This is a genomic window from Blastococcus sp. SYSU DS0619, from assembly GCF_054051035.1.
In genome coordinates this window covers 85,615-106,133 of record NZ_JBJHAM010000004.1, presented here as the reverse complement: position 1 = coordinate 106,133, position 20,519 = coordinate 85,615, and the positions used below count along the sequence as shown (strand labels likewise).

Here is a 20,519-nt window from a genome sequence, read left to right as displayed (position 1 = left end):
AGCGACTACCTGCCGATGCCGTCCAGGAGCATCGACCAGAAGTGGTCGGCCACCTCGTCGGTGGACAGCGGTCCGCTCCGGCTGAACCACTGGTAGGTCCAGTTCATCAGCGACAGCACCGCGAGGCTCGTCAACCCGGGGTCCACGCCGCGGAAGTCGCCGGCCTCGTTGCCGGCCGCGATGACGTCGGCGACCAGCTGCCGGTAGCGGGAGCGCTGCTCCGCGACCGAGGTGCGGGCGTCGGGCGGCAGCTCCCGGTAGCTCTCGAAGAAGATCCGCAGGTAGCCGGGATGGGACTCCATCAGGCCGATGACGTCCCGCATCATCGCCCGGAGCTCGTCGCGCGGGCCGAGCCGCTCGGCCTCGAGCCGGTCCAGGTGGCGCCCGATGACGACGGCCATCAGCGTGCCGTGCAGCTCGACCAGCAGCTCGTCCTTGCTGCGGAAGTAGTGGTAGAGCGACGCCTTGCGGATCCCGGTGCGATCGGCGATCGCCTGCATCGAGGTCTCGTGATAGCCCTGCCGGTCGAAGAGGTCGGCGGCGACCTCGATGATCTGGGCTCGCCGGGGATTCGCGGCTCCGGGGCTGCTCACGGGCGCGGACGCTACCAGTGCGTTGACAGTCGAATGCCCCGATCACTAGCCTTCCGACCGGCCGGTAGGAATGGCGACACCCGAAGGGTGGAATTCCGTTGAAGGTCTGCATCATCGGCGCGGGAGCCTCCGGCGTGACGGTCGCCAAGAGCCTCCGGCAGCAGGGTGTCGACTTCGACTGGTTCGAGAAGGGGTCCGCGCTCGGCGGGCTGTGGCGCTACGACAACGACAGCGGGACGTCGTCGGCCTACCGCTCGCTGCAGATCGACACCAGCTCCCGCAGCCTCGCCTACCCGGACTTCCCGGTGCCCCGGGACCGGCCGGCGTACCTGCGCGCGCGGCACGTGCTGGAGTACCTGGAGAGCTACGCGGCCGAGTTCGGCGTCGCCGACGCGGTGCAGACCCGTACCGAGGTCACCGCGGTGGAGCAGCTGGGCAGCCGGTGGTCGGTCACCACCGACCGGCACGGCGCCCGGACCTACGACGCGGTCGTGGTCGCCAACGGGCACCTGAGCGTGCCCCGGCGCCCGACCTTCCCGGGCACGTTCACCGGGGAGGAGCTGCACTCGCACCACTACCGGACGCCGGAGCCGTTCAGCGGCCGGACCGTCGTCGTGGTCGGCATGGGGAACTCCGGCTGCGACATCGCCGTCGACCTCGCCCGGGTCGCCGCCCAGGTGCACCTCTCGACGCGCCGCAGCGCCTGGATCCTGCCCAAGTACCTCCTGGGCGTGCCGACCGACCGGTGGTCGGCGTTCCTGACGCGCAAGCTGCGGCTGCCGACGCCGCTCGCCCGGAACGTGGTCAAGGCGGTGGCCCGCGTCGCCGTCGGACCGCAGGAGCGGTTCGGCGTGCCGAAACCGGCGCACCCGATCCACCGCGAGCACGCCACGATCGGTCAGGAGCTGCTGCAGTACGTCGCCTACGACTGGATCCGGGTGCGGCCGGACATCGCGTCGCTGGACGGGCGAGAGGTCCGGTTCGCCGACGGGACGACCGCGAGCGCCGACGCCATCATCTACGCGACCGGGTACGACCCGTCGTTCCCGTTCCTGCCCGCCGACCTGGTGGCGCGGGCCGAGGGCGGCGGGCTGTACCGCCGGATCGTGCATCCGGACGCCCCCGGGCTGTACTTCGCCGGTCTGGTGCAGCCCGTCGGGTCGACGATCCCGCTGGTCGAGATCCAGGGCCGGTGGATCGCCCGGGTGCTGACCGGGGACGTGCCGTTGCCCGACGAGGAGGGGATGGCGCGGGAGATCGAGGCACACCGCCGGTGGGTGCGCGCGACCTTCGTGAACTCGGCGCGCTACCGCCTCGAGGTGGACTTCCGGACGTACGCAGGGCAGCTGCGGCGCGACATGGCCGCGTGAGGCCCGAGGAGGAGACATGCAGGTACTCGTCACCGGCGGCACCGGGATCATCGGCAGCCTGACCGGTCGCACCCTCGCCGGCCGGGGTCACCGGGTACGGCTGCTCGACGTCGCGCCGGATCCGGTCGCGGTGGCACGGAACGGCGGGCAGACCGGCGGCGTCGAGGTCGTCGCGGGCGACGTCCTGTCGTTCGGCGACGTCGGCGCAGCGGCCCGGGACGTCGACGTGATCGTGCACCTGGCGTACAGCCTCGGCGAGGCCACCAACCGGCGCCCGTATGCCGCCACCCAGCTCAACGTCCAGGGAACCGCGACGGTGCTCGAGGCGGCGCGGCTGTTCGGGGTGCAGCGCGTGGTGCTCGCCAGCTCCATCGCCGTGTACGGCGCCGACGGGGCGTACGCGCCGGCGGAGCTCCCGCTCACCGAGGACGCCGCTCCGTACCTCGCCGCGGGCATGCCGCTCTACGGTGCCGGGAAGCTCTACCTCGAGCAGCTCGCCCGGGTGTACCGCAGCACGCACGGGCTGCTGTGCGTCGGGATCCGGCCGAGTCCGGTCTATGGGCCGGGCGGGGTCCGCGGGGTGTCGGGGTGGCTCTCCGGGGCGATCGAGGGAGCCGCCACGGGGCGGACCGTCACGGTGGGTCGCGGTGATGCGCGGATGAGCCTCGTCCACGTCGAGGACGTCGCCGAGCAGCTCGTCCGGCTGGTCGAGCTCGACGCGGCGGCGTTCGGCGACCGCCACTTCTTCAACACCGGGGGCGACGCGACCACCATGCGGCAGCTCGCCGCGCTGGTCCAGGAGATCGTCCCGGAGGCCCGGTTCGAGGTCACCTCGGACGGGGAGCGGGACGTCGCCGGCCTGGCGACGCAGGTGAGCGGTCGGGCCCTCGCCGAGCTGATCGGCTACGAGCGCCGCCACGACCTCCGGTCCGGGCTGCGCGCGCACATCGAGGCCACCCGCTCGACCACCTGACCCGCCGGCGCCGGCGCGCAGCACGACGACGCCCGACCGCAGGACACCGAGGCGACGGAGAGGAGCCGATGTGACGTCGGAGCCCGAGACCGGCAGCGAGCCGGCACATGCGCGGGATCTGCCCGATCTGCTGGCCCGGCTCGTGCGGCAGGACGCCGGTGCGGTGGTGGCGTTGGACAAGGGGCCGGACGGGGCGACCGTCCCGGTCACCCGGGCCGAGCTGGTGCGGCGGGTCGCCGCGCTGGCCGGGAGCCTGCACGCGGCCGGCGTCGGCGCCGGGGACTGCGTGGCGGTCTGGCTGCCGAACTGGAGCGACGCGCTGGCCTGGCAGTTCGCCGCCGCGGCCTGCTCGGCGCACGTGGTCGGCATCAACACGCGGTACAACGTCGCCGAGGTCGCGCACGTCCTGCACCGGGCCCGGCCGAAGGTGGTGGCGCTGGCGCACGGGTTCCACGGGCTGGACCTGCGTGCACGGCTGCAGGAGGCGGTCGGGCACGCCACGGCGCCGGTACCGGCCGTCGTGCTGGTGCCCGGCCCCGACCGGGCCCGGCCGACGACCGACGAGGTCGCGTCCTCGGACGTCGGGGGCGGCGCCTGGACGCCGGATCCCGCCGCCGGACCGGCCGACCTGCCGGCCCCCGACCCGCAGGCGCTCGCCGTCGCCTTCACCACCTCGGGCTCCACCGGCATGCCGAAGCTCGCGGCGCACCGGGCCGCCGGCGTCCTCTCGCACGCGGTCGCCGACGCGGCGGTGCTGGGGATCGGGCGGGGCGAGCACGTGCTGTGCGCGCTGCCGCTGTCCGGCACGTTCGGCCACACGCTGGCGATGGCGACCCTCGCCGCCGGCGGGGTGTGCGTCCTGGAACCGGTGTTCGATCCCGACGTCGTCCTCGACGACATGGCCGCGCACGCGGTGACCCACGTGGCGTGCGGGGACGACCTGATGGCCCGCCTCGCCGAGGCCTGGCGGCGGCGACGCCGCGACCTCCCGTCCTGGCGGTGGTGGGGTGCCGCCGACTTCCAGGGCCACGCGCGGGAGCTCGCGGCGTGGGCGGCCGAGACCTTCGGGACGACCACCTCCGGGGTCTACGGCTCCTCCGAGCTGTTCGCCCTCACGGCCGTGTGGCCGCCGGAGGTGCCGGCTCCCGACCGCTGGGCGGGCGGCGGGCGACTGGTCTCCGGGGCTCTCCGGGTCCGCGCGGCGGATCCGGAGACCGGCGCGGTGGTCCCGTTCGGGCAGGAGGGCGAGCTCCAGTTCCGCGGGCCGAACGTCGTCGACAGCTATCTCGGCGACCCCGGAGCGGCCGACCGGGCGTTCACCGCCGACGGCTGGTTCCGCTCGGGCGACCTCGGCCGCCTGACCGCCGCGAACGCATTCGTGTACGTGGTGCGGATGGGCGACGCCCTGCGCCTGCGCGGGTTCCTGGTCGACCCGGCCGGGATCGAGCAGCGACTGGGCGAGCACCCCGACGTCGCGACGGCCAAGGTGGTGGGGGTCGAGGGAGCGGACGGGGCGACCGTCGCGGTCGGCTTCGTGGTCGCCGTCCCCGGCCGGGAGCCGGAGCCGGCCGACCTGCGCCGGTGGTGCGCGCGCACCCTCGCCGGCTTCAAGGTCCCCGCCGCGGTCCACGTGATCGACGAGATGCCGACGACGAGCGGCACCAACGGCGTCAAGATCCGCGCCGACGTCCTCCGGGAGCGGGCCACCCGGTCCATGGCGTGAGGAGGACGGGGGAGCCGGCGTCCGGCCCGGGCGACCGGATCGGCGCGGCCGAGGAGATATCTGTGTGAGCTGCGTAACCCCTCGCGAGGTCGCGCGTTGTTCCGCGCACAGTGCCCCCACCTGACCTGGAGGAGACGTGCGCCGTCTCGCTGCCTGCATCGTCACCGCCGTCGCCGTCCTGGCCGGCGTCGTGGTCGCCCCCGTCGCGCAGGCGACGCCCGCCGCCCCGCTGAGGTACGTCGCCCTCGGCGACTCCTACAGCGCCGCCTCCGGGGTGCTGCCGCCGGACCTCACCGCCCCGCCGCAGTGCCTGCGCTCGGTCCGCAACTACCCGCACGTCGTCGCCGGGGCCATCGGCGCCCGGCTCACCGACGTGACCTGCGGCGGCGCCGACACCGGTGACTTCTTCGCCGCGCAGCACCCGGGCGTGGCCCCGCAGCTGGACGCGCTGGGCCCGGACACCCAGCTGGTCACCATGACCATCGGCGGGAACGACGGCAGCGTCTTCATCAACTCGATCCTCGCCTGCACCGCCGCCGGCGTGTCCACCGCCGGAACGGGCAGTCCGTGCAAGGACCGGTACGGGTCCTCGTTCGAGGACACGATCCGCAGCACGACCTTCCCGGCGCTGGTCGAGACGCTGCGGGCCGTCCGGCAGGAGGCTCCCGGGGCGAAGGTCGCCATCCTCGGCTACCCGTGGATCATGCCGGCGAGCGGCGGCTGCTTCGACCGGATGCCGATCGCCGAGGGCGACGTCCCCTACCTGCGCAGCCTGCAGGCGACCCTCAACGAGTCCGTGCAGCGTGCCGCCGCGCGGTCCGGCGTCACGTACGTCGACATGAGCCGGGTGTCCGAGGGGCACGACGCCTGCCAGCGGATCGGCGTGCGCTGGGTCGAGCCGGTCCTGCAGGGCGTCAACCCGGTGATCGTGCACCCGAACGGACTGGGCGAGGCGCAGATGGCGGCGCGGACGATCGAGGTCCTGCGGCTCGACCGCGGCCGGTGACCGTCCGGGCCGGGTCCGGATCAGTCCTGCGCGGCGTGCCGGTCCGGCGCGGTGCGGGCGAGGGCGGCGGCCCGGCGGGCGAGCCGGGTCGCCGTCGGCATGGCGGCGTAGCCGTTGACGAGCTTCGCGCGAGCGGCGAGCCCGCCGGCGTGGTGCACCGCGATGGAGTGCAGCACGTCGTCGAAGTCGCTCGCGACCACGTAGTGCGTGCCGTCGACGAGGTGGACGACGGTGTCGCCGCGCCGCTCGATGCGCTCGATGTGGTCGGGGTCGACGGAGAAGTGCTCGCCGTTGAGGCAGGTCACCGCGATCACAGGAGCCGTCCTTTCGCACCGTCGGCCCGGGGGACCGGTGGACCGGCCCGGAGATCGGTCCGGCAGCGAGGGCATCGGCACGGGGGAGCCGGTCCTGGAGCGCCGCACGGCCGGCTACGCCCGTTCGGGTGACCGGGCAGGTCAGAAGCCGAACAGCAGCCCGAGCCCGCCGACGGTGAACAGCACCATGACGACGACGAGCGGCAGCTGGTCCGACGCGCGGGCGTGCCGCTCGGAGCGCAGCGCCCGCTCGTGCGCCAGGGTCACGCCGGCCACGTGACCGGCGACCACCGCGCCCACCTGGACGTAGGCGATCGCGTCCGGGCTCACGGCGGTCAGGTCGACGTCGTGGCCGTAGGAGCCGAACAGGTCGACGCCGGGAACGCCGAACGGGTTGCTGGCCAGGAGCCAGGTCGTCTGCCCGTCGAGCACCAGCAGGCTGAAGTAGTGGGCGATCGTGTACCCCAGCGCGATCGGGATGACCGTGGCGGCGTACCGGCGCGGCTGGACACCGACCGGCTGCCCGGCCAGCCGCCCCGACAGCCGGGTGCCCAGCAGGTACAGGAGCGCGACCAGCGCGATCATCGCGATCAGGCCGACGGTGCCCGACAGCGAGTCGTTCGCCGCGCCGGGGCCGGTCTGCCACCAGACGGTGCGTGAGAGGCCGTCGAAGGCGGTGGAGCCCAGCAGCACGACGACGACCGCGGCGAGGCCGGGGGCCTCCGGGGTCGCCGTCGCCTGGGACAGCGGGTCGCGCAGCACCAGCCGGCCGTCGTCCCGGCGGCCCCAGGGGGACAGCCGGGCGATCAGGGCGGAGTAGACCTCGAAGCCGTCGCCGTGGGCGAACCAGCCCTCCCCGAACCAGAGCGCCAGCCCGGACTGCACCACCGTGTAGCCGATCAGGAAGGCCGCGACGGTGACCGGCTCGGCCCGCCCCGGGTAGACCAGCTCGAACCAGAGGAACACCGACAGCGAGACGGCGGCCGGCCAGAGCCCGAGGGCCGGCAGCCGCCCGGCACCCGGGGCGGCCGGCGCGAGCGGGCGCAGGACGCGGTGCACCAGCCGCAGCGGGTTGACGACCCGCCACACCGGGCCGAGCAGCAGGCTCGCCGGCACCAGCCCCACCCAGAAGGTGACGTACAGCGCCCACGGGGCGAGGTTGCGGGCGGTCTCCTGCGGGCCGGCGAGCGCGGCCGCGACGACCAGCACCAGCAGTGCGAGCGCGACCGCCTGGAGGCCGCGCCGCAGCTCCGGGCGGTCGACCAGCCGCTGCAGGCCGGCCGGCACCGGCCGTCCGGACGACGGGCCGCCCAGCTTCGGTGACCGCCAGAAGAGCAGCAGGGCGGCGAAGCTGATCAGGATCGCCGCGCCGGCCCCGTACAGCGCCAGGCCGAGGGGGATCGGCAGGTCGGTGCGCGAGCCGACCCCGTGGGCCAGCAGCGTCACGAGACCTGCAGCGAGAGCAGCACCGTCCCTGCTCCGTGCAGCTCCAGTTCGAACACCCCGGGGATGGTCGCCTCGAACGTCAGCTCGGCGGGCTCCCCGGGCGCCAGGTCGGCGGACACGTCGTACCCGTGCAGGTGCGCCTCGTCCGCGACGTCGCTGGTCACGACGACGGTGACCGGCTCCCCGAGCGGGACCGGCACCCGGCCGGTGTCGCCGGTGACCCGGCCGTCGGTGACCTGCACCTCGAGCCGCTGCCCGGCGGCCTCGGACGGCGCAGCGGACGCGGGCGCCGACGGGGTGGAGCTGACGGTGGCCGGGCTCTCGGCGGAGCCGGGCGACGCGGTGCCCTCCGCGCCCGGCGGCGCAGTGCCGGCGCAGCCGGCCAGGGCGAGCGCCAGGGGCAGCAGGACGGCGGCGGAGCGGTGCCGGGCGCGCATCAGCGCACCGCCCCGGAGGCCGTGGTGCCCTCGGCGGGGCTGTCCGCGGGGGCATCGGCGTACGGCCCGCGGACCGCGGCGCGGCGGGCGTAGCGGCCCACCCCCCACGCCATGCCCGCGACGAGGGCCAGCGTGCAGACCAGGACCACGAGGTTCGCCACCAGCCACAGCCCGCCGCCGGAGTCCTTCAGCTCGCGCTGCAGGATGTCGATCTCCGGGATCGCGCTGCGGGTCATGCCGTCCTCGGCCGGGATCTCGTCGGCCGGGATGGCCTCGTCCTGCGGCAGGTAGATCGGGAAGGCGGTGAGCACGCGGCCGTCGTGCACGCGCAGCAGCGTCTTCCAGGTGCCGTGCAGCGGGACCGGCTCGGTCGTCCGGTACTCGCCCTCCCCGGTCCGCTCCAGCGGTGTCACGACCAGGCCGTCGCCCTGCCAGGCGGTGATCTGCACCCAGGCGGGGTCGTCGGGGAAGTCGGCCGGGTCCAGCTGCACGCCGATGTTCGCCGTCCGGGGATCGGTCGCCACGTCCTCGATCGCGAAGGTCGCCTCGACGTCGTCGGGCACGGTGGCGGCCAGGCCGTTGGCCACGGCGGCCGCCAGCACGGCGAGGCCGGCGAGCAGCACGCCGCGGGCCACGGCGGGCCGCGGCAGCCGGCGGCGCAGACCGGTCGCCAGCAGGGCGCCGAGCAGGGCGCCGGCGACGCCTCCGGCGATCGCCATCAGGGTGCCCTCGACCAGGATGTCGCTGCCCCAGGACAGCTCCTGGACCAGGTGCGTCCAGCCGGCCTCGGTGGCGTGGCCCACGGTGCCGATCGCGAGCCCCGCCACCCCGCCGAAGAGCAGCGGCCGGCGCGCCGGCGGCAGCGCGATCGCGAGCAGCTCGACCAGGATCGCCGACCCGAGGTACAGCGGGAAGGTCGGCAGGATCTCGCCGAACACCGGCCCGACGACCAGCGCGATGAGGCTGCGGACGACGAGGAAGAACGCGGTGGCCGCCAGCGCCCCGCCGCGGCCGATGAACATCCGGGCGGCGACCAGCGCGATGCCGGCGGCCCCGGCGATCAGGAACGGCTCCAGGACCAGCCGGAACTGGGGCACGTCGAAGTCGTACTCGCCCTGGAACACCGACATGCCCAGCAGCAGCCCGCCCATGGCCGAGGCCCGCCGGACGAAGCGCGCGGTGCGGCCGGCCGTGCGGTCGCCGTCGTCGCTCGAGACCCGGCCGTGCCCCTCCTGCTCGAGCACCAGCAGCCCGATGATCGACAGGCCCGCGCCGCCGATGAGCATCAGGTGCGTCGGGCCCCAGAGGGTCACGTCCTGGCCGAACATCCGGTGCCACACGTCGTCGAGCGGGAAGCCGAGCAGCGCGTAGAAGCCGGCCGCGGTGAGCAGGATGCCGCCGACCGGGACGTCCCAGCCGCGGACGAAGCGGACGGCGGCCGGGCCCGGCTCCTCGCCCAGGGGCATGGCGCAGGCCAGCACCCCGCCGGCGAAGACGCCGAACAGGCCGAAGAGGATGAGGTAGTGCGCCGGGTTGGCCAGCGGTCCCTCGTCCCGGCCGATGCCGATGTGCAGGGCGATGTCCCAGAGCATGCCCAGCAGGGCGGTGAGCAGGGACAGCGTGGTGAGGACGGTCGGCAGGGCCACCCAGGCCGGCGCCCCGGTGGCGGCGCCCAGGCGGTCGCCGACCCGGGTGAGGATCCGCGACCGCCGGGTGCGGTGCAGGTGGACGAGGGCGAGCAGGACGACCGTCAGGCCCAGCCCGATGCCCGTGGCGAGGAACACCTCGTCCAGCGCGGCACCTCCGGCCGGTCGTGTCTCGGCGGCGAGCAGCACGGCATCCCTCCCAGGCATGTGGCTATGTAACACCAGTAACAGTTACATCGACAACTGTTACATGGAACGAGTCGCTTACCGTGTGGTGACGACCGGAAGGAGGAGTGCGTGAGCGCAGTGCAGCCCCAGGCACCGTCGGACGGGGCCGACCGCGAGCTGACGGTGGACGAGCTGGCTGCTCGGGTCGGGGTCACGGTGCGCAACGTGCGCGCCTACTCCGCCCGCGGGCTGCTCCCGCCGCCGCGCATGGTCGGCCGGACCGGCTACTACGGCCGCGAGCACGTCGCCCGGCTGCTGCTGGTGCGCGAGATGCTGGCCGAGGGCTACTCGCTGGCGATGATCGAGCGGACGCTGGCCGGCGCCGCGCCGACCGCGGACTCGGCCACGCTCGCGCTGCACCGCGCCCTGCTGACGCCGTGGCTGCCGCCGGAGCCGGAGATCACCACGGGGGCGGAGCTCGCCGCGCGGGCCGGGATCCCGGCGGACCTCCAGCTGATCGACCAGCTCGTGGAACTGGGCCTGGTTGAGCGGCTGGACGGGGACCGGCTCCGGGTCCTGGATCCCGCGCTGCTCATGGCCGGGCTGCAGGTGGTGGGCCTCGGCGTGCCGGCGGACGCGCTCATCACCGCCCAGGCGCAGGTCAACGAGCACGTGCGGGCGATCGCCCGCACCTACGTGCAGATGTTCGTCGACACCCGGTGGCGGGACTTCGTGGCGGCGGGGGCGCCGCGCGAGCAGCTGGACGACATCCTGGCGACGGTTACCCGGCTGCAGCCGGTGGCGGCGCAGGCGGTGCTCGCCGCCTTCCGGACCGAGATGGCGGGGGAGGTCGCCACCGCCGTCGAGGCGGCCCTGGGCGAGCTGGGGGACTAGCCGGCCGGGGGGTGGCCGGAGGCGTCGCCGTCGCGGAGCTCCTCGCGGGCCATCCCCTCCCGGTCCGCCTCCGCCGCCGCCTCGCGTGCGCTGAGCCGGCGGTCGCGGACCACCGCACCGGCGACGAGGGCGACGAGGACGGCGGCGGGCACGAAGAAGCCGACGGTCCCGATGAGGCTCAGGCCGTCCGTGGCGACGACGTCGTAGCCAGGCACCGCTCCATGTGACACCGTCCGATGACACGGTGTCAAGCGCAGGGCCGTCAGTCGGCGCCGCGGCCCTCGCGCCAGTAACCCATGAAGGCCACCGACCGGCGGTCGATCCCGACCTCCTGCACCAGGTGGCGGCGCAGGCCCTTCACCACACCGGCCTCCCCGGCGAGCCAGGCGTACACGCCGGAGGACGCCTGCGGAGCGGCGTCCACGGCCGGGATCTCCCAGAGGATCTCCGCATCGACGTCGACGTCGGACAGCTCGACGGCGGGGGAGGGGGCCAGCAGGTCGCCCAGCTCGCGGACCGTCTCGGCCACGGCGGCGGCGAGCAGCTGCCCCCGCGGCGCAGCGGCCGTCCCGTCGGCGGGCCAGCGGGCCAGCCAGGTGATCTCGACACCGCTGGGAGCCGCCACGTTCAGCGCATCGGCGATCGTGGGCACCTCCAGCAGGACACGGGCGCGCTGCCCGTCCGGCAGGCTCTCCACGATCGCGCAGATCGCCGGGACCGCGGTCTCGTCGCCCACGACGAGCAGGCACGAGGCGTCCACCGGCGGGTGCCACTCGAAGCCGCCGGTCGGACCCGGGAACGGGGCGTTCGGGGCGACCAGCACCACCTCGTCGCCGACGGCGGCCCGCTCGGCCCAGGCCGACGCCGGGCCGGTGGCGCCGTGCAGCACGAAGTCGACGTCGACCTCGCCGGCCTCGGTGCGCAGCCCCCGGATCGTGTAGGTGCGGATCGGCATCCGGCGCTCCGGCGGCAGCGCCCGCCACGCGCCGTACCAGTCGTCGCCGGCCGGGCAGTCGAGGATGCCGCGGCCGGGCAGCGGCAGCATGACCTTGATCCGCTGGTCGAAGCCGTTGGACGCGAAGTCGCCCATCTCCGGCCCGGTGAACGTGACGCGCAGGAAGCTCGGGCTCAGCCGCTGCACCCGCGCCACGCGCACCGGGAAGGTGCGGTAGGCGGGCACCTGCAGGGTCTCGACGGTCACGGCGGCTCCCGGGCTCGGTGCAGGTGAGGCTGTCTCTCGACTTAGGCTAGCCTTCCCTGGCTTCGGCAGTCTTGCACACGTCGGCCGGGTGATCCAGAGGCGTGTCCGCCCGGGCGGCGCGCAGAACGGAGGGGACGATGACGACCCGCACCCTGGCAGTGACCGCCGTCGCCGTGGCGGCCGCGCTGTCCGTGTCCGCCTGCGGGGACGACCTGGAGCAGGTGGTGCCCGCCGAGTCGGCGCCCGCCGCGGACGCCGCCTTCCCGCGCACGGTCGAGCACGCGATGGGGAGCACCCCGATCCCGGAGCGACCCGAGCGCGTCGTCGTCCTGGACACCGGTGAGCTGGACTCGGCCCTCGCGCTCGGGGTCACCCCGGTCGGCGCGGTGACCACCGACGTCTCCGAGCAGTTCCTCAGCTACCTCGCCGACGACGCCGAGGGCATCGACGTCGTCGGCACGATCGCCGAGCCGAACCTGGAGGAGATCGCCGCCCTGGAGCCCGACCTCATCCTGTCCAACCGGGTCCGCCACGGGGAGATCTACGACCAGCTGTCGCAGATCGCGCCGACGGTCCTCGCCGCCGACGTCGGTGACACCTGGAAGGAGGACCTGCTCCTCGACGCGGAGGCGCTGGGGCAGGAGGCCGAGGCCGAGGAGCTGCTCGCCGAGTACGAGCAGCAGGCGGCCGAGCTGGGCGAGGCGATCGGGGACCCGGGGAGCACCACCGTGAGCCCGGTGCGCTTCGTCCAGGGCGCGCTCCGCGCCTACCAGCCGGAGTCCTTCGTCGGGACCGTGCTCGCCGACGTCGGCCTGGACCAGGTGGAGCTGCCCACGGACCGGACGCCGACCTTCGCCGAGCTCGGGCTCGAGGAGGTCACCCGGGCCGACGCCGACGTCGTCCTGTACTCGTCGTACGGGCCGGCCGCCGACTCCGGCGAGGCAGCCGTCGTCGCCGGGCCGCTGTGGCCGCTCCTGACCGCGGTCGCCGACGGCCGGGCGTTCGCCGTGGAGGACGACGTGTTCTACACGGGCATCGGGCTCAAGGCGGCCCGGCTGCAGCTCGAGGCGCTCGAGGGCTTCCTGGTCGACTGACCCCGGACGCACCGAGGGCCCCCACCCGGATCGGGAAGGGGCCCTCGGTGCGCCTGGGCGGGTTCGCTCAGGGCGTCTCGGTGACGATCTGTGCGGCCAGGTACTGCGGGGCGCCGACCCGCTCGATGGCGGCGATCTGGGCCTCGAACCAGTCGGCGTGCTTCTCCTCGTCGAGGACCATCTCCTCGAACACCGAGGCCGTGCCGTGGTCACCGAGCTCGTGGCACTCCTTGGCGGAGGCGTTGAACTGGGCGACGGCGGCCTTCTCGCTGTCGAGGGCCAGCACGAGCATCTCCTCGGCGCTCTCGCCCACCCGGATGGCGCCCAGGCGCTGCAGGTTCGGGTGGCCGTCGAAGAGCAGGATCCGCTGGATGAGGGCGTCGGCGTCGCGCATCTCGTCGATGGAGAGGTCGTAGAAGACCTTGCCGAGCTTGGGCAGACCCCAGGCGTCGAGCATGCGCGCGTTCAGGAAGTACGTGTTCGTGACCGTCAGTTCGAAGGTCAGCGCGTCGTTCAGCAGTTCGACCACACGGGGGCTAACGGGCTGCACCGGATACTCCCAGCTCTCGCTCGGCCGGGCGCTCGGTGGTGCGCTCGGCTCGGACCGGGCAATGCTGACACACCAGGTCACGGAGCGAGCTGACGCAGTTGCCGCAGGTCCGCCCGGCACCCGTCGCCCGGGCAACGTCGGCGACGCACGTCGCGCCGTTGGCGATCGCTTCGAGGATGTCGCGGTCGGTCACCACGTTGCAGTGGCACACGTACATGCAGCGGTCGCCTAACGGGAGACGGCGGGCGGGCGGGCCCCGGTGCGGGCACCTGGGCGTCACGTGGAGGTTAGCCTCTCCTAACCGCTGTGCGCCAGACCGGTGGCCGAGAACAGCAGGTGACCTCTAGGTTGCCGCCATGCCCGACCCCGCGACGGCGATCCGGGCGGGACGGCGCGGCGCGCGATCGAGGCCGGCGCGGTGGGCGGCAACCTCGAGGACGCCATGCGCCCGCTGGACGAGGCGGTGGCCGCGGTGGGGGAGGTGCTGGCGGCCGGTCGCGCCGCGGACGTCGACTTCGTGCTGAACGCGCGCACCGACGCCGTCCTGCTCGCGCCCCCGGGCGCCGACCGCGCCGCGCTGCTCGACGAGGCCGTGCGGCGGGGACGGGCCTTCCTCGCGGCGGGGGCGGTCGGGGTGTTCGTGCCGGGGGTGGCAGCGGCCGGCGAGATCGCCGCGCTGGCCGGGGCGCTGGGGCCCGGGCGGCTCGGCGTGCTCGCCGTGCCCGGGACCACGCCACCGGTGGCGGAGCTGGAGCGGCTGGGGGTCGCCCGGGTCTCCACCGGGCCGTTCGCGCAGCGGGTGGCGCTCACCGCGCTGCAGGACGCGACGACGGCGCTGCTGGCGGGTGGGGCGCTGCCGCCGGGGACCCGGATGCTGAGCTGACGCCGGTGCGGGCCTCCCAGCGCCTGGCCTGGGCGGCCGGCGTGGTCGCACCCGGCCCCGGGCAGCGGGTGCTGGAGGTCGGCTGCGGCCACGGGGTGCTGGTCACCCTGCTCGGCCGGGCCGTGGGAGCGGGGCAGGTGGTGGCGGTCGACCGCTCGGCGACCGTGGTCGCCGCGGCGGCCCGCCGGAACTGCGCGGCCGTCGACGCCGGTCAGGTGGTCCTGCAGGCCGCGACGCTCGCCGGGGCCGAGCTGCCGGAGCGCTGGTTCGACGCCGGGTTCGTCGAGCACGCCGTTCACCGGGCCGGCACGGCGCCGACGCCGTCGGCCGCGGTCGAGTTGCGGTTCGCGCCGGACGGGTAGGGGCCGGAGGCCATCGACGAGAGGACGTGCACATGAGCGACGACCTGATCACCGGAGACCTCTACGCCTACGAGTCGCTGCTGCCGGCCGAGGAGCGCGAGGAGCTGGCCGGCATCCGCGAGTTCCTGCAGACCGAGGTGAAGCCTCGGGTCAACGAGCACTGGGAGGCCGCCACCTTCCCGATGGACCTGATCCCGCGCTTCGCCGAGGCCGGGCTGGTCGGCCGCAGCTACGACACCGAGGGCTCGCCCCGCGGCTCCCGCCTGTTCACCGGCTTCATCGCGCTGGAGACCTCGCGCGTCGACCCGTCGATGGCCACCTTCCTCGGCGTGCACAACGGCCTGGCGATGGGGTCGATCGTCAACCTCGGCTCCGAGGAGCAGAAGCGCCGCTGGCTGCCGGGCATGCTGGCCCTGGAGAAGATCGGCTGCTTCGCGCTCACCGAGCCGCACGGTGGCTCCGACGTCGCGCTCGGCCTGGAGACCACGGCCCGGCAGGACGGCGACGAGTGGGTGATCGACGGCGCCAAGCGGTGGATCGGCAACGGCACCTTCGCCGACCTCGTCGTCGTCTTCGCCCGCGACGTCGCCGACGACTCGGTGAAGACGTTCGTCGTGGAGAAGGGCACCCCCGGGTTCACCGCGACCAAGATGGAGGGCAAGTACGCGCTGCGCACGGTGCAGAACGCCGACATCACGTTCGAGGGCTGCCGGGTCCCGGCCGAGAACAAGCTCGAGGGCGGCAACACGTTCAAGGACGTCAACCGGGTGCTCAAGCTGACCCGCGGTGGCGTCGCCTGGAACGCCGTCGGCTGCCAGATGGGCGCGTTCGAGGCAGCGCTGGCCTACGCCAAGGAGCGCGAGCAGTTCGGCCGCCCGATCGCCGGCTTCCAGCTGATCCAGGACCTCCTGGCGCGGATGGCGGGCAACGTGACCGCCAGCCTCGGCATGGCCGTCCGCGTGGCCCAGCTCCAGGAGGAGGGCGTGTTCCGCGACGACCACGCCGCGCTGGCCAAGAGCTACGTGACCAGCCAGGCGCGGGAGACCGTGGGCTGGGCGCGCGAGCTGCTCGGCGGCAACGGCATCCTGCTCGAGCGCGACGTCGTCCGGTTCTTCAACGACGCCGAGGCGCTCTACTCCTACGAGGGCACGCGGGAGATCAACCAGCTGATCGTCGGGCGGGCGCTCACCGGGATCAGCGCCTTCGTCTGAGGTCGGCCGACGAGTGCGGCCCGGCCGTCCCAGGGGCAGGGGGACGGGCCGGGCCGCGGTCTCAGGCGCCGAGGACGGCGGTGCGGACGACGTAGAGCACGACGACGACAACGACCGCCACCGCGAAGCCCACCCACAGCCGCCGCTCGCGGCGCCGGTCGGTCTCGGTCTCGTCCGCCAGCCGCTCGGGGTCGGCCCACACGGGCACGACGCCGCCGCGGCGGGCGAGCTCGTCGGCGGGGACGACGACCGGGGGGCTCACCCGGTACGGCTGCCCGGCCCCGACCAGCTGGTGGGTGGTGCTCATACGGTGACCCTCCCGGTCTTCTCGGTCTTGTCCCAGGTCATCGCGGCCCCGCGGAACTCCTTGACGTAGGCGTCCACGGTGATCGCGCACATCAGCGGCCCGAAGCCGACCAGGTAGAGCGCCAGCGGCGTCAGCGGCCGGCCCCAGCGGGTGCCCTCGAGCTTGCGGACCCCGTAGGCCAGCGGGATGCACAGCACCAGCCAGCTGTAGACGAACAGCGTCCACACCGTCTCGGCGGTGTCCGACAGCGGCACCACCCCCGGGAAGGCCGCCGACAGCAGGACGACGAAGGAGATGGCGCCCGGGAAGAGCAGCGCCTCCTTCCACACCTTGAGGCCGGTGTGCGGGTCGACCGACATGGTCAGCGTGATCATGAAGACGAACGTGGCGATCGGTACGAACACCGCCGCCCCGAAAACGTCCGAGGCCAGCCGGCTGTCGAGCAGGTAGAGCCCGACCAGGCCGATCGAGGTCAGCAGCATGGCCACCGGCAGCAGCAGGATGGCGAACCAGAAGACGCCGAAGAAGAAGCCGCCCAGCCCCGGGTGCACCGACCTGCGGAACCACAGGTGCCGGTACATCGAGGTGATCTGCACGTTGCCGCGGGCCCAGCGCAGCCGCTGCTTCCACAGCGCGTCGACGCCGGCCGGCTCCTCGGCCAGCACGCGGGCGTGCGGCTCGAAGACCACGCGGCGCCCGCCGAGCTGCGTGCGGAACGTGGTGACGGTGTCCTCGGCCAGGGACGAGGTGTCGATCTGGCCGCCGATCGCCAGCAGGTTCTCCCGGGTGTGCAGCTGCGCGCCACCGGCGAGGCAGGCCATCGCGCCGGCGACGTTCTGCGCCCGGCGGGAGGCGGCCTGCGCGGCCAGGTAGTCGAAGCCGATGAAGCGGGTGATGCCCTCCGGGTCGCCGCTGCCCTCGCGGATGTAGGCGGTGACCGCGCCGACCGTGGGGTCGGCCAGGTGCCGGGTCATCTTGCGCAGCGACGCCGGCTCGTAGATGACGTCGGCGTCCATGATCAGGAGCGCCTCCATCCAGTCGTCGGCGAGGATCTCGCGCAGCCCGTGGTTGAGGGTGTGCGCCTTGCCCTCGCCGCCCTTCTCGCGGCGCAGGTGCACGACGCGGCCGGGGAAGCGCTCGCCGCAGGCGGCCAGCACGGCGGGGGTGTCGTCGGTGCTCGCGTCGTCCACGACGTAGACGCGCAGCCGGTCCGGCGGGTACTCCAGCCGCATCAGCCGCTCGATCGAGCTGGTCAGGACGGCGGCCTCGTTCCACGCCGGGATGAGCACCGCGACGTTGGGCAGGTACGGGCCGGTCTCCCGGTAGTGGTTGCGCACCGCGTGGAACGGGATGACGAGGAACTGCGCCAGCCCGGCCACCACGGGGATCGCACCGGTGGCGACCAGCAGCAGCAGGAAGCAGGCCAGCACGGTCTCGCCGGTCCCGGCGCCGTCGGCGGCGGCGGAGAGGACGTCGGTCACCGGGTGCCCACCAGCCGGGTCGCGGACGCCGCGTCGGCCACCCAGGAGTAGCGCCCGACGGTCGTCGCCTCGTGGCTGTCGGTGGAGCCGACCAGGGTCACGCCGGCGGCGGCCAGGGCCAGCACCACCCGCGGCCCGGGGCAGCGCCACTTCTCGTTGACCTCGACCGTCGTCCCGGTACCGACGGCGGCGGAGGCGATCGCGGCGATGTGCTCGTCGAGCAGTTCGCTCTCGTGCATGCCGATCTTCGGCAGCAGCGAGAACAGGTGGGCCAGCTGACCCCGTCCGGCCCGGTCCATCGCCCGGACGGTCGCCTCGACCAGGATCGACAGCGCGTCCCCGGCCGACAGCCCCGCGGCCATCTCCTCGAGCGTGCGGCGCGGGCTCCACGGACCGTCCGGCCCGGGGAACTGGTGGTCGGCGATGAGGATCCGGTCGACCCCGCCGGGGCCGACGACCAGGTCGTCGGGCACGTCGAGCCGCCCGGAGGCGTCGAGGATCTTGGCCTCGACGCCGGTCAGGACCTCCAGCCCGTCGATGCGGGGCAGCGCCGCCACCTCGGCGAGGAAGCCGGGCACCCAGGCCGTCGTGGTCCGGACGTGGTCGACCATGCGGATGCTGGCCAGCCCGGTGTCGCGGGCGGCGACCAGGTTCTCCATCGGCGCGCTGATCGCGTCGTCGGACCAGGTGGAGTGCACGTGGTGGTCGGTGAGCAGCAGGTCCAGCTCACCCAGGGCAGTGGTCATCGGGCGTTCTCCTCGGTGACGACGTCGGACGGTGCGAGGAAGACGTCCTCCAGGTAGCGGACGACGGCGAGCTCGGTGAAGGGCACCTCGGCCGGCAGCGGCCGGCCCAGGGCGAGGTCCAGCGCCAGCGACGGCATGTCCACGCCGGCCGCGACGGTCAGCGGCATGGCGCCGGGGAACCGCGGGTTGACCTCGAGCAGCGCGGGGCGGCCGTCGGCGTCGCGGCGGAGCTGGACGTTGGCCACGCCGACCAGGCCGATGGCCGAGGCGACCCGGCGGGCGGTCTCCTCCAGCTCAGGGTCGGCCACGGTGGCGCCGGCGACCGAGACCCCGGAGTCGACCCGGAGCCGCGACCGGGGGACGGCGGCGACCACGTGCCCGTCGGCGTCGGCCAGGGTGTCGACCGAGTACTCGTCGCCGGGCAGGTGGGCCTGCACCAGGATGTCCTCGTCGCTGCCCAGGGCGCGCAGCGCGGCGGCGTCCTCGACCAGGTGGACGCCGCGGGAGCCGGCGCCGCGACGCGGCTTGACGATCACCGGGTAGTCCCAGCTGTCCGGGTCGGTGGCGCCCAGCAGGGCGGTGCGGGGGGTGGGCAGGACCTCGGTGCACCGCTGCGCCAGCGCGTACTTGTCCAGGCAGACCTCGAGGGTCTCCAGGTTCGGGGCGGCCAGCGTGGTGCCGACCGCGTCCAGCCGCTTGCGCTCGGCGGCCAGCCGGGGGAGCTCGACGTCCACGGTGGAGAACAGCACGTCGATCCGCTCCCGTTCGCACAGGGCGACGAGGGAGTCGACGAAACCCTCGGCGAGGCCGGGCGGGACCAGGTGCCGCGCGGCGGCGTCGACCAGGTAGAGGCCGCTGGCGAAGCGGTCCATGTCGGCGGCCAGCAGCTCGACGTCGTCGCGGCGGGCCAGCGAGCGCAGCACGGCGATGCCGGCGGGGCCGCCGGCTCCGGTGACGAGGACGCGGGTGGGGGTGGGCTCAGACACCGAAACGCTCCGGGGTGGTCGACGTGGTGGGGGAGGACTGCTGGACGGCCGTCTCGCTGGTCGCGCCGACGACGCCACCGGCGTCCCGGACCACCTCGAGGGGCTCGCAGTACCGGCCGCCGGTGCCGTACCGGGACCAGTAGCGGGCGGTGGACAGGACGAAGTCGTCCTCGAGGTAGGCGCGGATGCCGGCCTGTGAGGCGAAGCTCTTCAGCAGGTCGAGCTTCGTGCGGGTGAAGCCGTCGATGCTCACGAATCGGCTCGGCCGGAAATCGATGGTGGCCGAGGGGCTCTGGAAGCAGGCCACGGTCGGCACGTTGCGGGTGGCCACGCTCGCGGCCTGGTGGACCGCCCGGTGGTCCTGGTGCCGGTCGTTGGCCGAGTGCGTGTAGACGATGGTGGGCCGCACCTCGGCCACCACCCGCTCGATGATCGACATGGTCGGGTCCATCGGGCTGATCCGGGTGTCCTCGAGGTCCTCGAGGAACAGGCGGGCGCCGATCAGCTCGGCGGCGGCCAGGGACTCCTCCTGCCGGTCGCCGGCCGCGCCTCCGCGGGCACCGCGGGACAGGGTCAGGATCACGACCTGGTCACCGGCGGAGCGGTGCGCGGCCAGCGTGCCCCCGACGCCGATCTCGACGTCGTCGGGGTGCGCGCCGATCGCCAGCACGGTCTGCCGCGGGGCGGCGGCGGCGCGCTTGGCCTGCGCGGTCTCCGCCAGCCGGCGGATCGTCGCGGCGAGGGTGTCCTTGGGCACCGGCTTGACGAGGAACTCGTCGGCCTGCCGGCGCAGGGCGTCCACGGCGTAGTCGACCGACGCGTGCGCGGTCATGACGGTGATGGGCAGGTCGGCGCGCAGCTGGCGGAGCCGGTCGAGGAACTCCAGCCCGGTCATGCCCGGCATCTCGATGTCGGTGATCGCCGCGTCGAACTCGACGCGGGACGCGAGCGCCAGCGCCTCGAGCGGGTCGGCGCACGTGGTCACGGTCATGCCGCCGCGCTGCAGCACCGTGCGCACGAAGAGTGCGGTGTCGGGGTCGTCGTCGACGACCAGGACGTGCAGAGCACCGTCCACGGTTCCGGCTCCCGTCGGTGGGTTCCCCCGGCAGCCCGGGAGGGGGACGGGTG

The 20,519-nt window shown here is 74.1% G+C and carries 22 protein-coding genes and 1 pseudogene; 9 read left to right on the top strand and 14 right to left on the bottom strand.

Going from position 1 to position 20,519, the window contains the following annotated elements:
• Positions 1–5: 5 nt before the first annotated feature.
• A complete protein-coding gene (locus ACI79T_RS07480) occupies positions 6–593 on the bottom strand; it encodes a TetR/AcrR family transcriptional regulator (protein ID WP_456609419.1) in 588 nt (195 codons plus the stop codon).
• Between the two features lie 98 nt (positions 594–691).
• On the opposite strand from ACI79T_RS07480, the gene ACI79T_RS07475 reads away from it, so the two are divergent.
• The 4 genes from ACI79T_RS07475 to ACI79T_RS07460 all read left to right on the top strand — a co-directional run bounded on the left by ACI79T_RS07475 (position 692) and on the right by ACI79T_RS07460 (position 5,665).
• Entirely contained in the window at positions 692–1,963 is a 1,272-nt protein-coding gene (locus ACI79T_RS07475) for a flavin-containing monooxygenase (RefSeq protein WP_456609418.1), read from the top strand.
• Between the two features lie 16 nt (positions 1,964–1,979).
• Entirely contained in the window at positions 1,980–2,936 is a 957-nt protein-coding gene (locus ACI79T_RS07470; protein ID WP_456609417.1) for an NAD-dependent epimerase/dehydratase family protein, read from the top strand.
• A 70-nt stretch (positions 2,937–3,006) separates the two neighbouring features.
• The gene (locus ACI79T_RS07465; RefSeq protein WP_456609416.1) at positions 3,007–4,659 is read left to right on the top strand and encodes an AMP-binding protein; all 1,653 of its coding nucleotides are present in this window, start codon (positions 3,007–3,009) and stop codon (positions 4,657–4,659) included.
• A 136-nt stretch (positions 4,660–4,795) separates the two neighbouring features.
• Entirely contained in the window at positions 4,796–5,665 is an 870-nt protein-coding gene (locus tag ACI79T_RS07460; RefSeq protein ID WP_456609415.1) for an SGNH/GDSL hydrolase family protein, read from the top strand.
• A 20-nt stretch (positions 5,666–5,685) separates the two neighbouring features.
• On the opposite strand, the gene ACI79T_RS07455 is transcribed toward ACI79T_RS07460, so the two are convergent.
• From ACI79T_RS07455 to ACI79T_RS07440, 4 genes are all read right to left on the bottom strand, one after another.
• The gene (locus ACI79T_RS07455; protein ID WP_456609414.1) at positions 5,686–5,979 is read right to left on the bottom strand and encodes a flagellar FlbD family protein; all 294 of its coding nucleotides are present in this window, start codon (positions 5,977–5,979) and stop codon (positions 5,686–5,688) included.
• A 141-nt stretch (positions 5,980–6,120) separates the two neighbouring features.
• Positions 6,121–7,425, bottom strand: a complete 1,305-nt coding sequence (locus ACI79T_RS07450; protein WP_456609413.1) for a hypothetical protein — start codon at positions 7,423–7,425, stop codon at positions 6,121–6,123.
• Positions 7,422–7,862 (bottom strand): hypothetical protein, encoded by a 441-nt coding sequence (locus tag ACI79T_RS07445; RefSeq protein ID WP_456609412.1) that lies wholly within the window; start codon positions 7,860–7,862, stop codon positions 7,422–7,424. Before ACI79T_RS07445 ends, ACI79T_RS07450 begins: the two co-directional genes overlap by 4 nt.
• Positions 7,862–9,715, bottom strand: a complete 1,854-nt coding sequence (locus tag ACI79T_RS07440; protein ID WP_456609411.1) for a hypothetical protein — start codon at positions 9,713–9,715, stop codon at positions 7,862–7,864. The genes ACI79T_RS07445 and ACI79T_RS07440 overlap by 1 nt, the downstream gene beginning before the upstream one ends.
• A 90-nt stretch (positions 9,716–9,805) precedes the next feature.
• Here ACI79T_RS07440 and ACI79T_RS07435 point away from each other — a divergent pair, with 90 nt between their 5' ends.
• On the top strand, positions 9,806–10,570 hold the full coding sequence (locus tag ACI79T_RS07435; protein ID WP_456609410.1) for a MerR family transcriptional regulator: 765 nt from the start codon (positions 9,806–9,808) through the stop codon (positions 10,568–10,570).
• On the opposite strand, the gene ACI79T_RS07430 is transcribed toward ACI79T_RS07435, so the two are convergent.
• Positions 10,567–10,785, bottom strand: a complete 219-nt coding sequence (locus ACI79T_RS07430; protein ID WP_456609409.1) for a hypothetical protein — start codon at positions 10,783–10,785, stop codon at positions 10,567–10,569. The two genes, ACI79T_RS07435 and ACI79T_RS07430, sit on opposite strands and share 4 nt — an antisense overlap.
• A gap of 47 nt (positions 10,786–10,832) precedes the next feature.
• Positions 10,833–11,771 carry a siderophore-interacting protein gene (locus ACI79T_RS07425; RefSeq protein ID WP_456609408.1) on the bottom strand — a complete coding sequence of 313 codons (939 nt, stop codon included), beginning with the start codon at positions 11,769–11,771 and terminating at the stop codon, positions 10,833–10,835.
• 137 nt (positions 11,772–11,908) lie between these two features.
• Between ACI79T_RS07425 and ACI79T_RS07420 the strand changes: the two genes are divergently transcribed.
• Entirely contained in the window at positions 11,909–12,865 is a 957-nt protein-coding gene (locus ACI79T_RS07420; RefSeq protein ID WP_456609407.1) for an ABC transporter substrate-binding protein, read from the top strand.
• Positions 12,866–12,932: 67 nt separating this feature from the next.
• On the opposite strand, the gene bfr is transcribed toward ACI79T_RS07420, so the two are convergent.
• Complete coding sequence (bfr, locus tag ACI79T_RS07415) at positions 12,933–13,394, bottom strand: bacterioferritin (protein WP_456609406.1); 462 nt, start codon at positions 13,392–13,394, stop codon at positions 12,933–12,935.
• Between the two features lie 7 nt (positions 13,395–13,401).
• Positions 13,402–13,632 (bottom strand): (2Fe-2S)-binding protein, encoded by a 231-nt coding sequence (locus ACI79T_RS07410; protein WP_456609405.1) that lies wholly within the window; start codon positions 13,630–13,632, stop codon positions 13,402–13,404.
• A 180-nt stretch (positions 13,633–13,812) separates the two neighbouring features.
• Between ACI79T_RS07410 and ACI79T_RS07405 the strand changes: the two are divergent.
• From ACI79T_RS07405 to ACI79T_RS07395, 3 genes and pseudogenes are all read left to right on the top strand, one after another.
• Positions 13,813–14,298: pseudogene (locus ACI79T_RS07405) on the top strand (isocitrate lyase/phosphoenolpyruvate mutase family protein); the annotation flags it as partial.
• Between the two features lie 5 nt (positions 14,299–14,303).
• A complete protein-coding gene (locus tag ACI79T_RS07400; protein ID WP_456609404.1) occupies positions 14,304–14,660 on the top strand; it encodes a methyltransferase domain-containing protein in 357 nt (118 codons plus the stop codon).
• Positions 14,661–14,692: 32 nt separating this feature from the next.
• Positions 14,693–15,871: an acyl-CoA dehydrogenase family protein gene (locus ACI79T_RS07395; protein ID WP_456609403.1), complete on the top strand. Its 1,179-nt coding sequence runs from the start codon at positions 14,693–14,695 to the stop codon at positions 15,869–15,871.
• A gap of 61 nt (positions 15,872–15,932) precedes the next feature.
• Here the strand turns inward: ACI79T_RS07395 and ACI79T_RS07390 are convergent, their stop codons facing one another.
• Genes ACI79T_RS07390 through ACI79T_RS07370 form a run of 5 tightly spaced genes read right to left on the bottom strand, consistent with a single transcriptional unit; the run spans position 15,933 to position 20,466 of the window.
• On the bottom strand, positions 15,933–16,178 hold the full coding sequence (locus tag ACI79T_RS07390; protein ID WP_456609402.1) for a hypothetical protein: 246 nt from the start codon (positions 16,176–16,178) through the stop codon (positions 15,933–15,935).
• A complete protein-coding gene (locus tag ACI79T_RS07385) occupies positions 16,175–17,659 on the bottom strand; it encodes a glycosyltransferase (protein ID WP_456609401.1) in 1,485 nt (494 codons plus the stop codon). The genes ACI79T_RS07390 and ACI79T_RS07385 overlap by 4 nt, the downstream gene beginning before the upstream one ends.
• A complete protein-coding gene (locus ACI79T_RS07380) occupies positions 17,656–18,405 on the bottom strand; it encodes a histidinol-phosphatase (protein ID WP_456609400.1) in 750 nt (249 codons plus the stop codon). Before ACI79T_RS07380 ends, ACI79T_RS07385 begins: the two co-directional genes overlap by 4 nt.
• Complete coding sequence (locus tag ACI79T_RS07375; protein ID WP_456609399.1) at positions 18,402–19,391, bottom strand: ATP-grasp domain-containing protein; 990 nt, start codon at positions 19,389–19,391, stop codon at positions 18,402–18,404. Before ACI79T_RS07375 ends, ACI79T_RS07380 begins: the two co-directional genes overlap by 4 nt.
• On the bottom strand, positions 19,384–20,466 hold the full coding sequence (locus tag ACI79T_RS07370) for a response regulator (protein ID WP_456609398.1): 1,083 nt from the start codon (positions 20,464–20,466) through the stop codon (positions 19,384–19,386). The genes ACI79T_RS07375 and ACI79T_RS07370 overlap by 8 nt, the downstream gene beginning before the upstream one ends.
• Positions 20,467–20,519 lie beyond the last annotated feature (53 nt).